Origin of the sequence: Massilia suwonensis, assembly GCF_042655665.1 — a bacterium.
GTDB lineage: Bacteria > Pseudomonadota > Gammaproteobacteria > Burkholderiales > Burkholderiaceae_D > Telluria > Telluria suwonensis.
This window is the reverse complement of record NZ_JBHSMR010000011.1, coordinates 21,040-35,032: the sequence shown is the minus strand read 5'-3', so window position 1 is coordinate 35,032 and position 13,993 is coordinate 21,040. Positions and strand designations below refer to the sequence as shown.

The 13,993-nt window shown below is 67.0% G+C and carries 9 protein-coding genes; 4 read left to right on the top strand and 5 right to left on the bottom strand.

Annotated elements, in window-relative coordinates:
- Positions 1–71 precede the first annotated feature (71 nt).
- Positions 72–1,187 carry a diguanylate cyclase gene (locus tag ACFPQ5_RS06760; RefSeq protein ID WP_379752620.1) on the top strand — a complete coding sequence of 372 codons (1,116 nt, stop codon included), beginning with the start codon at positions 72–74 and terminating at the stop codon, positions 1,185–1,187.
- Positions 1,188–1,203: 16 nt separating this feature from the next.
- On the opposite strand, the gene ACFPQ5_RS06755 is transcribed toward ACFPQ5_RS06760, so the two are convergent.
- A complete protein-coding gene (locus ACFPQ5_RS06755) occupies positions 1,204–1,389 on the bottom strand; it encodes a hypothetical protein (RefSeq protein WP_379752618.1) in 186 nt (61 codons plus the stop codon).
- A 231-nt stretch (positions 1,390–1,620) separates the two neighbouring features.
- Complete coding sequence (locus ACFPQ5_RS06750; protein WP_379752616.1) at positions 1,621–4,092, bottom strand: TonB-dependent receptor plug domain-containing protein; 2,472 nt, start codon at positions 4,090–4,092, stop codon at positions 1,621–1,623.
- Positions 4,093–4,194: 102 nt separating this feature from the next.
- Between ACFPQ5_RS06750 and ACFPQ5_RS06745 the strand changes: the two genes are divergently transcribed.
- Positions 4,195–4,740, top strand: coding sequence for a pilin (locus tag ACFPQ5_RS06745; protein ID WP_379752614.1), 546 nt, complete (start codon positions 4,195–4,197; stop codon positions 4,738–4,740).
- A gap of 70 nt (positions 4,741–4,810) precedes the next feature.
- Positions 4,811–5,140 carry a hypothetical protein gene (locus tag ACFPQ5_RS06740; protein ID WP_379752612.1) on the top strand — a complete coding sequence of 110 codons (330 nt, stop codon included), beginning with the start codon at positions 4,811–4,813 and terminating at the stop codon, positions 5,138–5,140.
- 13 nt (positions 5,141–5,153) lie between these two features.
- Here ACFPQ5_RS06740 and ACFPQ5_RS06735 read toward each other — a convergent pair whose 3' ends face one another.
- Positions 5,154–5,345: a hypothetical protein gene (locus ACFPQ5_RS06735; RefSeq protein WP_379752610.1), complete on the bottom strand. Its 192-nt coding sequence runs from the start codon at positions 5,343–5,345 to the stop codon at positions 5,154–5,156.
- 427 nt (positions 5,346–5,772) lie between these two features.
- Between ACFPQ5_RS06735 and ACFPQ5_RS06730 the strand changes: the two genes are divergently transcribed.
- Positions 5,773–11,820 carry an AAA family ATPase gene (locus tag ACFPQ5_RS06730; protein WP_379752608.1) on the top strand — a complete coding sequence of 2,016 codons (6,048 nt, stop codon included), beginning with the start codon at positions 5,773–5,775 and terminating at the stop codon, positions 11,818–11,820.
- A 13-nt stretch (positions 11,821–11,833) separates the two neighbouring features.
- Here ACFPQ5_RS06730 and ACFPQ5_RS06725 read toward each other — a convergent pair whose 3' ends face one another.
- Together ACFPQ5_RS06725 and ACFPQ5_RS06720 are read right to left on the bottom strand one after the other, a co-directional pair.
- Positions 11,834–12,601: a spermine/spermidine synthase domain-containing protein gene (locus tag ACFPQ5_RS06725; RefSeq protein WP_379752606.1), complete on the bottom strand. Its 768-nt coding sequence runs from the start codon at positions 12,599–12,601 to the stop codon at positions 11,834–11,836.
- 63 nt (positions 12,602–12,664) lie between these two features.
- Entirely contained in the window at positions 12,665–13,993 is a 1,329-nt protein-coding gene (locus ACFPQ5_RS06720) for a sensor histidine kinase (protein WP_379752604.1), read from the bottom strand.

The following is a 13,993-nucleotide window of genomic DNA, read 5'->3' as shown; positions in this document are numbered from 1 at the left end:
ACCAGACTTTTGAAGATCGGCTGCATGCATTACCGGTACTCCACCGCATCGACCACCTGCAGGAAGCTGCCGTGAACGCGCTACGCCGTCTCGCCACGCTGCTGTACGGGGCCGATCCCGGCTTGCGCCGCATGCTCCATTATTGGGCGGCCACCTGCATCCTCTACGTCATTTGCATTGGCTTGCTGATGCTGCAGGTCGAGCAGGGCCTGAGCGATCCCGATGCGGCGCACGGCCTGGTCGCCTTCGGCGCCTGCGGTGCCTTCGCCTTTTATGTGCTGATCCGCGCAAACGCCGTGTTCAAGCTTGCGTCCGACCAGTTGGCCGTCTCGCAGGCTGCCTTCTCGCTCATTTGCGCGGTCTGGGCCTACACCATTTCCGGGCCGCTGCGCGCGGCGATGCTGACTATGGCAGTCGTGGTCATCGTGTTCTGCATGTTCGCGCTGCGACCGCGCCAGACGCTAATGCTGTCGGCTGCGGCGATTGTCGGCATGGGCGTGACGATGTGGTGGCTGCAGGCGCACGATCCGGTGCGCTTCCCGCCGGCGACCGAGTTCCTGACCTTCGGCTATCTCGCCGGCGCGCTGGTGTCGACCGCGCTGCTGAGCGGCGAGATGAGCAAGCTGCGTGCGCGCACCAAGCGCCAGAAGGCCGAGCTGTCCGATGCGCTGGAGACCATCAAGGTGCTGGCCACCGTCGACGAACTGACCTCGCTGATCAACCGGCGCCACATGAACCAGGTGCTCGAGACCGAAGAGCGCCGCCATGCGCCCGGCGCCGAGGCCTGCATCGCCCTGATCGACATCGACTTCTTCAAGCAGGTCAACGATCGCTACGGCCATGCAACGGGCGACGCCGTGCTGCGCTGTTTTTCGGCGGCCGCGCGCGCCTCGCTGCGCGCCAACGACGTGCTGGCGCGCTGGGGCGGCGAGGAATTCCTGCTGATGCTGCCGGATGCGCCGGTCGAGGATGCGCGCGCCGTGCTCGAGCGAATGGCCGAACGCGTGGCCGCGATGGTGGTGCCGGGATTGGACGATGGCCAGCGCATCAGCTTTTCCGCCGGCCTGGCGCGGCGCCGCAGCGGCGAATCCTTCGCGGACGCCATCAACCGCGCCGACAAGGCCCTGTACCAGGCCAAGGAGGCCGGCCGCGACCGCATCGTGCTGGCCGAGGCCGAAGTCCCGTGATTCCGGGGCAGCTGTCTTAACGTTGGCGCAGGGGCAGGCCGTCGCTGCCGGCCTGCTTCAGTGCGAAGGCATCCGATGTCCTGCGCCGGTTGGGGTGCGCCAGGACGCGCAGCATGACCGATTCGCTGACGCCGCGCTCTTTCATGAAAATCCAGGCATTGACTGCGCCGCGTTCGACGTCGAGCACGATCCCCCGTTGCACGACGTGTTGCAGAGTGTGATTGCGCCTTTCTAAATGCGACATGGGATCTCCCTGTGCTTAGAACTGCAAAAATGGATTCACGTGCGGCAGGCACCCGCTCGAATCCAGGATGCCGGCTTGAATCATCATAGCAGTCAATATGCGGCAGGCATACTCCTACGGTCGCGTTTTTAAAAATTTTGCGGCGCCCCCATTGCAGCAGGGCGCCGCCGGCGCGCAGCAGCGTTTGCGCTAGAACGCATACTCCGCGCGCGCATACATCGTGCGCCCGTTCACCCCGAACGGGCAGGTCTCCCAGCAGTGCGTAAAGCCCATCTGCGGGAAGGGCGCGGCACCTAGCGTGTCCCAGCGCGTCGGGTAGCGGTCAAAGACGTTGTCCGCGCCTACCGTCAGGCTCAGGCTGCGCGTGAAGGCGTAGCGCAGCGCCAGGTCGACCAGCCACTTCGCTTCCCAGGTCTGGACGAAAGGCGCCGTGAAACCCTGGCCCTGCACCTTTCCGTAGTAGTTGGCGCGCAGGTTGGCGCCCCAGGCGCCGCGCTCGTAGTCGGCCGCCGCCACGTGGTGCTGGCGCGGCTGCCCGCGTTCGATCAGGGTCACCTGGGCGTCGTCGAACAACTGGGCGCCGGTGAGCACCGGAGAAGAAGACCGACGCGCGGTGACGTGGGTGCGGTTGATGCCCAGCTGGCCGGACAGGACCAGCTTGCCCCCCGCCAGGTTGCGCGTGGTGTGCTCGGCGACGACGTCGAGGCCGACGGTTTCGGTGTCGATCGCATTCGTGAAGAACTGGGCCTGGCCCACGCGCAGCGGGTCGAGAATGGCGCGGATCGGGCAGGCCGCAGCGCTCAGGCAGGCGCCGCTCTCCGGCGACACCGTGCTGGAGAAGACGATGCGGTCGTCGATGTCGGTACGGTAGACGTCGGCCGTCACCGAAAAACTCGAGACCGGACGCAGCACCATGCCTATGCTGGCGCTGCGCGAAGTCTCATCCTTGAGCGGGGCGATGCCGAAGGCCCGGGTGACGGCGCTGCCTTCGCGCGCGGTCAGGGTCTCGGTCAGCACACCCGCATTGTTCAGATTCGTCGATACCGAGCTGTAGAACTTCTGCTGCACCGACGGTGCGCGAAAGCCCGTCGACGCGCTGGCGCGGATGCCGAAGGTGCGGCTCGGATCGAAGCGTGCGATCAGCTTGCCCGTGGTCGTATTCCCGAAATCGGAATAGCGCTCGCGGCGCAGGGCCGAGCCGAGGGTCAGCTGTTCGCTCCACTTGTGTTCGAGGTCGATATAGAAGGCCGTGTTGTGGCGGCCCGCATAGACCTGCGTGGCAGGCGTGTAGCCGGGGAAGCCCTGGATGCCGGCCTGCGCGATGCCGCCGTGCTGGTCGCGGATGACGATCGCCGGATTGTTGGTGCGGCCGTACTGGTAGGAGACCGGTTCGCCCGCTTCGATGCGGTAGCTGTCGCGCCGGTACTCGAAGCCGGTGGCGGCCAGGATCGGCTGGCCGAGGAAGGAGACCTGGCCCTTGAGGTCGAGGTTGAAGGTCGACTGCTGGAAGCCGAGCGTGCCGGTATAGGCTTCCCGCGGCGATTCGCCCTTGATGTCGCAGGAGCAGTTCGGCTCGTACCAGTAGCTGACGTTGATCGAATTGCGTTCGTTGAACACGAGCTCCGAGCGGCCATGATTGAAGCTGGTGTCGAACTTCCAACCGCCGCCCAGGTCGGCGCGGTAGCCGACCGCGAGGGAGGCGTCGCGCACTTCGGTGCGGATGTTCGGCAGGAAGCCGTCCGGATACACGGCCGGCACGTTGCGCGCATCCTCGCGCGGGCGGAAGAAGCCGGCCGCGTCGCCGGTGCGGCGCGAGGCGCCGCCGAACCAGTACAGTTCGCCGCCATGCCCGACCGGCAGCATCGCATTCGTCCACAGGTAAGTATCGCGCGCCAGGCTGTCGCCGATGCGCTGGGTGACGCGCGCCGGCGTCACGCGCAGGGAGTCGAGGCCGGCGCGGTTGGTTTCGCCGCGGCGGCGTCCCTCGACGGCCAGGTTCAGGTAACCGCCCGCGTCGCCCAGCGCGAAGCCGCGCCAGGCGCTGGCGCCGTAGGTGTCGCCGTCGCCTTCGGCCGTGGTGCCGCCGCTGATGCTGGCGCCGCCTTTTCCCGCGCCTTCTTTCAAGACGATGTTGATGACGCCGGCGATCGCGTCCGACCCGTACTGGGCGGCGGCGCCGTCGCGCAGCACTTCGATGCGGGCGATGGCCGACATCGGAATCGCATTGATGTCGGTGCCGGCCGAACCGCGGCCGACCGTCTGCTGGACGTTGACCAGGGCTTGCTGGTGGCGGCGCTTGCCATTCACCAGCACGAGTACCTGGTCGGGGCCGAGGCCGCGCAGGGTGGCGGGGCGGATGATGTCGGTGCCGTCGCTAATAAAAGTCGTGCTGAAATTGAACGAGGGGTCGAGCTCCTGCAGGGCCTTGCCCAGTTCCAGCGAGCCGGTCGAAGCCAGGTCCTTGGCGCTCACCAGGCCGACCGGGACTGCCGTGTCGAGGGAAGAGCGGGCAGCGCCGCGCGATCCGACCACCACGACTTTCTGTGCCGCGTCTTCATCTCCCTGCGTTTGCGCCTGCGCTTGCGCCTGCGCTTGCGCCTGCGGAAAGGCCGCCAGCAGCGCAGCGCTCAGCAAGCTCGGTCGCAATGTCTTGTGCATCATCGTTATTCCCCGTTGAAGAGTGTCAGTGACTGGGGAATCTTGCCCGGGCTTACTTATGAGAACTTGTGTTACGTCAAGGCTCACCGGATGACAAGAGCACATGTGTCTAGTCGGCAACACCGCCTTCATCGAACAGGCGCGCGAAACGGAGGGCTTCTGGATGTCCTTCACGAGCTGGTCGGCGACTACCCGTGGCTGGTGAAACGCATGGCGGCGGTGCGAGCGCTGGCGGCGGGGCGCGAAGCCGAGCAGCCGCGGCGTCACCTGCTGGCGACCCTGCTGGCGCTGTTCGTGCCGAGACTCGGCGTGGCCGGCGGCGCCGGCGGCGTGGTGGTCACGCTCGCGATCGTCGGAATCCTGGCGGCGATGGCGGTGCCCGCCTACCAGGGCTACACGCAGAAGGCCGCGGTGGCCGGCGCTTATTCTGCCGGCGTCGACGCCAGCGCCAAGGTGGAACGCTACCTGAACGAGCAGGGCAAGATCCCGACACCGCCGTGCTGCGCGTGGTCACCAGCGTGCAAGGCCAGCAGGGACCGGCCGTGCTGGTGTTCGAGCCGTCGATGGACGACAACAAGCGGATCGCCTGGGCGTGCACGGGGGAGGGGATCCTGCCGCAGGCCATGCCGCAGGGGGGCCATTGAGGGATGAAGTGTTGCGTACACCCCGACGGTGACAATGTGCGCATTTATACGGCAAAACGCGCGCTAGACTAGCGGCCATGAATCCGCAAAACAAACTCCGCATCGCCAGCAGCCTCATGTTCCTGGGGCTGCTTCCGCTCGCCCTCGGCTGCTATGCCATGGTCGCGACGCTCGCCAGTACCGACTACCAGCAGCAAAGCCAGATCGGCCTTGCCTTCATCGCGATCGGCAAAGCCGTCATGGCCTGGGTCTTCGCACTCGTCGTCAGCGGCACGGGCGCCCTGTGGTCGGCGCAGGTCGAGAAGCGCCATGGCGGCTCCCACGCGCAGCCCGCGCGTACGCTGCGCACGCTGGTTCTCGTCATGCTGCTGGTTCCGCTGGCGCTGCTCATCGTGGCGCGGCTCTGACGCGTCTTGCGCACTAGCGCCTGAGCCGCGCCTTCTGCGAGCGCAGCACGCGCTGGGCGACGCCGCCCTTCACCTTCACGAGGTGCATGAAGAAGAGCGCGACACCCTTTCCGAAGACGGCGCGCACGAGTTGCGCCCGGTAGACACGCTTGGACATCTCCTGGTCGCGGCGAACGTAATGTCGATCGTCGAGGTCTTCCGGCATGATCCCCATCCTCAGCGGCACCGCGGCAGCGAGACACGGCGTACAGAAGACGAAGTAGTGGGCCAGGATGAGCCGGCGGGAACGAAGCCGTGATGTTTCATGATCGAAGTCCTGCGTGAATGGGCAAGCCCCTCATTACAAGGTAAATACCCGCTTGCCACCAGTGCCGCTCGTGTAATAAACGTTACAAGATGTCTCAGCCGGCATGTCCTTCAGGAAGCATGAGGAAGATTGCCGCTAAGGAAAGTCTTCGTCGCTGCGGTCCGAATCCCTATATACTTTCCGGGGTTTAACCGATCCAACGGGCGCCTGTGCCTGTTGGCCCGAACAAAGGATCGCAATGCACGATAGTGGGCCACCAGCTGCGGGGCCGGGTCTGTATGAGGACCTGTCGCAACTCGAGCGCATACATGCTGGCCCGAGACATGTGCTGTACCGCGACGCCAGGTCCGATCAGGTCACGGTGATCAAGGTGAATACGGTGCCGGGCGATTCGGCAGCCGCTGCCCTGAAACACGAATACGAGATGCTGCACGGCCTGGCGTTGCCCGGCATCGTCAGTGCACGCGGGCTGGTCGATACGGGATCCGGCATCGGCATCGCCATGCACGACCTGGGCGGCACGAACCTCGCACAGGCGTTTCCAGCCGCTCCGCTGCCGCTTGCGCTATTTTTCGAGATCGCCGTCCAGCTCGCGCAAGCGGTCGCCCGGCTGCATGACGCGCGCATCGTTCACCGCGATATCCACCCCGGGAACATCGTCTGGAACCCGGAAACCGGCGCCGCCACGCTGTGCGATTTCGCCCTTGCGCGCACCTTGCCGACCCTGGCCGTGGAGAGCCCGCATTCGAACGTGCTCGAAGGGACGCTCGCCTACATGTCGCCCGAGCAGACCGGCCGCACCGGCCGCTCGGTCGATGGGCGGGCGGACCTGTATTCGCTGGGCGCCACCTTCTACAAGATGTTGACGGGCTCGCCGCCGTTTGCGGAACGCGACGCGGTGGCCTTGACCCATTCGCAGATCGCGCGCCTGGCGCGGCCGCCCGGCGAACTCAATGCGCAGGTGCCGCCCGTGCTGTCGCAGCTCGTCCTCAGGCTGCTCGAAAAGGAACCGACCGACCGTTACCAGAGCGCGCAGGCCCTGGCGGCGGACCTGCGCGAAGCAGCGCGGCAATGGCTGCAGGGCGGGACGATCCAATCCTTTCCGCTCGCCGTGCACGAGGTCCCGCGCGGGCTGGCCATTCCGGACCGGCTGTATGGCCGCGACACCGAGCTGCGGGCGCTGAATGCCGCGCTCGCGCGCACGGCAGCCGGAAGCCGCGAACTGGTGCTGGTCACCGGCGGCCCCGGGATCGGGAAGTCGGCCCTGGTCGATCGCCTTGTCCCCGCTGTCGGCGACATCCATGGCTACTACGCCGCGGGCAAGTTCGACCAGCTGCAGCGCAGCGTGCCTTTCTCGGCCCTGGCGGAAGCGCTGCGTAGTCTGGTGCGCCAGCTGCTGACGGAGTCCGAAGCCGCCCTCGAAGGATGGCGCGAGCGCATCGAGGAGGCGGTGGCGCCCAATGGGCAGCTGCTGGTCGCCATCGTGCCCGAGCTCGAGCGCATCCTGGGGCCACAACCGGAGGTGCCGGAAGTCGGTCCCGTCGAAGCGAGAAATCGCTTCCAGCTGCTCATCGCGCGCTTCCTGCGCGTCTTCGCGCAGCCCGGCCATCCGTTCGTCCTGTTCCTCGACGACCTGCAATGGGTGGATGCGGCATCGCTGCAGCTCATCGTGCAGTGCGCAAGCGACGCCGCCAGCCACCACCTCCTGATCGTCGGCGCCTACCGCGACGGCGAGGTCGGCCCGTCCCACGCCTTGACGCTTGCCCTCGGCACGCTGCGCGACGCCGGATGCGACCTCCACACGATTCACCTGGAACCGCTGCGCGCGAACGCCATCGCGCAGCTCGCCGCCGACACCTTCGGCGAAGACGCCGCCCGCCTGAACCCCCTCGCCGAACTGCTCGTGCGTAAATCGGCAGGCAATCCCTTCTTCGTCCGGCGCCTGCTGCACCAGATGCATGCCCAGGACCTGGTGCGCTATGACGCGCAGGCCCAGCGCTGGGTGTGGAACGAAGCCGACATCGAGCATGCCCCGATATCGGACAATGTGCTCGAGGTGATGGTGCTGGCAATCGACCGGCTGCCGCCGCCGGCCAGGCGCCTGCTCGAAACGAGCGCCTGCATCGGCCACCGCTTCGATCTCGGGACGCTCTCGGAATTGACGGACCTGTCGCCATCGGCCCTGGCCGACCAGCTGTGGCCGGCGATCGCGGATGGATTACTGGTGCGGGTGCAGGATGAACTCTCCGACGGCGCGGGTGTCCCGGCGCCGTTGATCCTGCAGTTCGCGCACGACCGCGTGCAACAGGCGGCCTACGGGCGGCTGAGCAGCGACGAGAAGCAGGCCCTGCACCATTCCATAGGCCGCCGGCTGCTGGACCGGGCCGGACCGCAGGTCGACGAAAAACTGTTCGAGATCGTCGACCAGTTCAAGCTCGGGGAACAGTGCGTCGACGCCGCCGAGCGCGCGGCCCTGGTCGAGCTCAACCTGGCGGCCGGACGCAAGGCCAAGGAGTCGGCAGCCTATCGGGCCGCGTTCGAATATCTGTCGGTGTCCAGGCGGCTCCTCGGGGCGCAGGGCTGGAGCGAGCGCCCCGCGATTGCCTTCGCGGTCCATCGCGAGCTGGCCGAAAGCGCCTATCTGGCAGGCGAACACGTCACGGCCGAGGAAGCCGTCGAGACCTCCCTGGAACACGCCCCGTCCAAAGCGGCCAGGGCCGAGCTGTACGGCCTGCGCGTCCTGGCTGCGACCGTGGTCGGCGACTGGGAGCGTGCCCTGCATTGGGGACGGGAAGGCCTGTCCGTCTTCGGCCAGGAATGGCCGCTGGAGGACCTGGCGCAAGCGATCCAGGACGAAGTCGGCGCAGTCATGGCGAACCTCGGAGGCCGCGACATCGAAGGCCTGATCGACGAACCCGACGTGCAGGATGCGGATATCCTGGCGAGCATGCGCCTGCTGTCGTTGCTGGGCGCGCCCGCCTATTTCAGCGGCGCGCCGGTCATGACCTTCATCCTCAGCCGGGCCGTGAACCTCTCGCTCATGCACGGCCAGTCGCCATACTCCGCCTTCGCCTACGTGCTGTACAGCGGCACGCACAATGCGCTGACCGGCCAGTACGACGTCGGCTATGCCTTCGGCAAGCTGGCGCTGGCGCTGGCGCAACGCTTCGGCAACCGCGCCGAAGAGTGCCGGACGGTCGAGGTCTACGGCGTGCTGGTCCACCACTGGAAAGCCCCGCTGCGCGACGGGCTGCCGCTGCTGAAGGAAGGCTTCCGGGCCGGTATCGAATCGGGCGAGCTTGCCTTTGCCGCATTCAACCTGAACTCCGTCCTGATCAACGCCTTGCCCGCAGGGCTGCCCTTGGGCGCACTGCTCGACGAGGCCGAGGTCGCACTGGATTTCGCGACCACCCAGAAAAACCGGACCAGCGTCGAGATTGCCCTGCCGTTCAGGCAGATCGCGCGTGCGCTGACGGGGGCGACCTCCGGGCCGGACAGCTTCGAGGATGCCGAATTCGACGAGGCGCGCTTCCTGGCGGACGCGGGAAGCAACGCGACCGCGCTCGGCCATTACTGGGTCACCCGGCTCCAGCTGGCCTACCTGGTGGGCGACTACGCGCAAGCCCTCCAGTGCTCGAGGGAGGCCGAAGAGCGGATCGCGGCCGGCATCGTCGGCATGATCATGTCGGCAGAGCACGTTTTCTACACGGCGCTCGCCCTGGCGGCGACCGCAGCCTCGCCTGCGACGGAACGCGCAGCCATTCTCCGCCAGTTGCACGAACTGCAGGGCAAGCTCGTCAACTGGGCCCGGCACTGTCCGGAGAACTTCTCGCACAAGGTCTCGCTGCTCGGGGCGGAGATTGCCAGGCTCGAGGGCAGGGCCGCCGATGCATCCGCGCTGTATCGCGCCGCGATCGCCGAAGCCGAGGGCCAGCGCTTCGTCCAGGACGAGGCGCTGGCCCATGAACTGCGGGCCCGCTGCCTGTTCGGCGAGCAGGAAGCCGCGTTCGCGGCCGTGCATGTCCAGCTGGCGCTGGATCGCTATCACCGCTGGGGCGCAACGGAAAAGGTGCGCTTGCTGGAAGCCGAATTTCCGCAAGCGGTCCGCCCTGAAGCGCCGGCGCCGCGCCTGGCGACGTCGATCGATCACATGGCGTTGATCAAGGCGTCGCAGGCCATCTCGAGCGAGACCACGCCCGAGCGTCTGTTCGAGCAGATCCTGCGCGTCGTGATCGAGGTCGCCGGCGCCCAGCGCGGCGTGCTGGCGCTTGCCGCGCATGGCACGCTCGCCATCCATGCGCAGATCGAAGCCGATGGCGAGGTGGCGATGTCGCTCGCCGAAGTGGCGCTGGAAGACTGCGCCGAGGTGCCGTCGGCCATCCTGCGCTACGTGCAGCGCACCAAGGAGTTCCTGCTGCTTCCCGATGCCGGCGCCGCCGGCCTGTTTACGCGCGATCCGGTGGTGCGGCAGCGCCAGGTGCGCTCGGTCCTTTGTGTTCCCCTGTTGAAGCAGTCGTCGCTGATGGGGCTGATCTACCTCGAGAATAACGCCATGGCGGGCGCCTTCGCGGCGGACCTGGTCGAGGTCGGCAAGGTACTGGCAGCGCAGGCGGTCATCTCGCTCGAGAACAGCAGCCTGTTGAAACGGATGCAGCAGCTGACCGGGGAGCTGGAAGAGCGCGTCGTCGATCGAACGCGCCAGTTGACCGACCAGATCGCGGCGCGCGACAAGGCGGAAATGGGGCTGAAGGTCGCCGAAGCGCGCCAGGCCCTCTTGCTCAGGCTGAGCGACGCATTACGTTCGCTCACCGATCCGGATGCGATACGCCAGACCGCGATGCGGCTACTGGGCGAACATGCCGGATGGACGCGCACCTACTACTTCACCGTGGAGCGCGATGCCGACGGCCGTTACGTCCAGGCGATCGACAGCATGGTGTCGACCGGCCCGGCCATGCCGGCATTCGGCGGGACGTATGCGCTGGCCGATTTCGGAGACGCCTTCGCCGGGGGAATCGCGCGTGGCGAGACGGTCGTGCTGGCGGACGTCGAGGCGGCCCCCGATTTGACGCCGGAGCAGCGCGCAGCCTACCGGTCGATCGGCGTTGCGGCCGTCGTCAACGTGCCGGCAACGAGCGACGGCGATACCGTGGCGGGCATCGGCGCCCATCATACGCAGCCGCATGCCTGGACGATCGACGAGATCGACCTGATCCGCGACGTCGCGGCGCGCACCCTGATCGCGTCCGAACGGGCGCGGGCCGAAGCCGCACTGCGCGAGGCCGATCGCCAGAAAGACGACTTCCTGGCGATGCTGGCGCACGAACTGCGCAACCCGCTCGCATCGATCAGCAACGCAAGCGAACTCATGGCGCGAAGCGGCGCCGGCGGCGCACGCGCGGAAGCGCTGTCCGCACTGCTCAAGCGGCAGACCCGCCAACTGACCCGGCTGGTCGACGACCTCCTCGATCTCTCGCGCATTTCGCGCGGGCGCATCACGCTCGAGAAGGCCCCGGTCGACATCAGCGAACTGGTGCAGCAGGCCGTGGAAACCGTACATGGCCTGGTCCAGGAGAAAGGGCATCGCCTGATGGTGACGACGCCTGCTCACGCACTGTATGTGGACGGCGACAGGACGCGTCTGGTACAGGCCATCTCGAACGTGATCCACAACGCCGCCAAATACACGGACCGGGGCGGAGAGATCCACGTCGAGGTCTTCGATTCGGAAGAGGAAGCCGGCATCAGGGTGCGCGACAACGGAACCGGCATTCCCGCCGACATCCTGCCCTCGCTGTTCGGCCTGTTCGTGCAGAGCGAACGTACGCTTGATCGCTCGCAGGGCGGCCTCGGGATCGGGCTCTCCGTCGTCAAGCGCCTGATCGAGATGCACCATGGATCGGTGCAGGCGGCCAGCAAGGGTGTCGGGCAGGGGGCGACCTTCACGATCCGCCTGCCGCGGGTGGCGGCGCCTGCCGCGCAGTCCGGTGCAGCTTCTTTGGAAGCCGGCCTGGCGCCGCGACGGATTCTCATCGTCGACGACAACGTCGATGCCGCCGATTCCCTGGCGATGCTGCTGGAGCTCGATGGCCACAGCGTCACTACCGTCTACAGTGCCGTCGAGGCGATCGACGCTGCGGCGCGCCTGCAGCCGGACATCGTGTTCCTCGACATCGGGCTTCCCGTCATGGACGGCTACGAAGTCACGCGGCGCCTGCGCTCACAGCCCGAGACCGCCGCCTTGCGCCTGGTTGCGATTACCGGCTACGGACAAAAGGAGGACCGCGAGCGGGCCCTGGCATCGGGTTTCGACGACCACCTGGCCAAGCCAGTCACGCTCGACCTGCTCAAGGCGCTGCTGAGCGCGCAGTAATGGCCGCATGCGCTCAGCCCTGCTGGTCGCGCATCCACTCCTTCAGCCCCTCGACCCATTTCTTCGCCGGCAGGTTCAGGCGCCGCTTGATTTCGCCCGCGCGCTCGAACAGCAGCGAGAAGTCGATCTGCGGCGCATTTTTGAAGGCGATGACGACGATGTTCGCGTCGTGCACCTCGGGCAGCCAGACGACGGCGTCGAAGACCTCGGTCATCGCTTCCAGGTTCTTGTCGTAGTTGCCGAATTCCCCGAACACGTTGGCGGTCATGATGCCGTTCGGGCGCAGGCAGTCGAAACAGCCTTGATAGAACTCGGGCGTGTCGAGCACCGGGCCGCGCGCTTCCTCGTCGTATAAATCGACCTGCAGCGCGTCGACCGTGCCGTGGTTGTTCCGGTCCAGCACGAAGTCGAGCGCGTTCATTTCGCGCACCTGCAGGCGCTCGTCGTTCGGCGGCAGCTCGAACAGGGCGCGGCAGATGGCGATCACGTTCGGATTGAGTTCGACCGCCGTCACCCGCGCCTCGGGAAAGCGCCGGTAGCAGAATTTAGTGAGCGCCGCGCTGCCCAGGCCCAGCTGCACGATGTGCTTCGGCGCCGACTGGAACAGCAGCCAGGCCATCATCATCTGCACGTATTCGAGTTCGATCGCGTCGGGACGCGCCAGGCGCATCGCCCCTTGCTCCCACGAGGTGCCCAGGTGCAGCGAGCGCACGCCTTCGAATTCGGTGATCGTGGCCGGCGGATGGCCGGGTTGACTGAAGCGGGGATCGTATTCGGACATGGCTGCGTGCGGAAGTGAAGGGCGATCTTACCAGAGCGCCCGCCACGTCACGGCACGCCGTCGTCAATGCGGGGTAAGGGCGGGCAGGATCATCGTCACCGCCAGGCCGCCGTCCTCGCGGTTCGACAGCAGGATGCGTCCGCCGTGCGCTTCGGCGATCTCGCGCGCCAGCGCCAGGCCCAGGCCCGTGCCGCTGCGCTTGGTCGAGTAGAAGGGAACCAGGGCATTGGTCAGCACGGCCTCGTTCATGCCGCTGCCGCGGTCGAGCACGTCGATGCGCAGCACGTCCTGCGCGCGCCGCACCTGCAGTTCGACGTCCCCGGGCGCGGAGCCCGATTCGTGCGCGTTCTTCAGGAGGTTGAGCAGGGCCTGCTCCAGCTGCGCCTGGTCGAGCAGCGCCGGTTCCTGCGGCAGCTCGCCCTCCACGCGGAACACGACCTGCGAGGACAGGCGCGCGATGAAGCCGGGCCAGTCGCAGCGCTCCAGGCGTGGCGTCGGCAGCTTGGCGAAGCGGGCATAGCCGAGGATGAAACTCTCGAGGTGGCGCGTGCGTTCGCCGATGGTTTCCAGGATTTGCGGCAGGCGTTCGGTCTGGCCGCGCCGCACCAGTTCCGCGCCCGAATGGGCCAGCGAGGCCAGTGGCGCCAGCGAATTGTTCAACTCGTGGCTGATCACGCGGATCACCTTCTTCCAGGTCTGCACTTCCTGGCGCCGCAATTCCGCCGTCAGGTGGCGCAGCAGCAGCAGTTCGTGCTTGCGGCCGTTCAGGCTGAAACTGCTGCGCGCCAGGTGGTAGACCTGTTCCTCTTCTCCCTCTCCGGCCGTGAACAGGCCGTCGCCGCCGCGCGCCAGCGCTTCGGCGAGCGCCGGGGAGGCGTGTGCAAGCAGCTCGGGAAGCGCGTGCCCTTCGAGTTTTCTGCCCTCGGCCAGCAGCTGGCGCGCGGCCAGGTTGGCGTAGACGACGGTATTGGCACGCTGCGGCGCGTCGGCCACCAGCAGCATCGCCACCGGGGTGTTCTGCACCATGGTGTCGAGCAGCAGTTCGCGCTGCACCAGGTCGCGCCGCTGCTCGCGCAGCACGTTGCCGAGCGCATTGTGGGCGTGGATCAGGTCGGCCAGCTCGTCGTTCTGCGGCCAGTGCAGGCTGAAGGAAAAGTCGCCGTCGCGGTAGCTCGTCACCGTGCCCTCCAGCGCCCGGAACAGCGACAGGATCGGCTGCACCTGCGAGCGCACCGTGATGATCGCGACCGGGACCACGCAGGCCAGGCACAGGGCGGCGGTGAGCAGGGGCCGGCCCGGCAGCAGGTGGTCGAGCGCGAGGGCGATGAAGATGCCGACCGTGAGCAGGGTCCCGACCAGGGCCGAGAAGCGGGTGACGAGAGACAGGCGCAT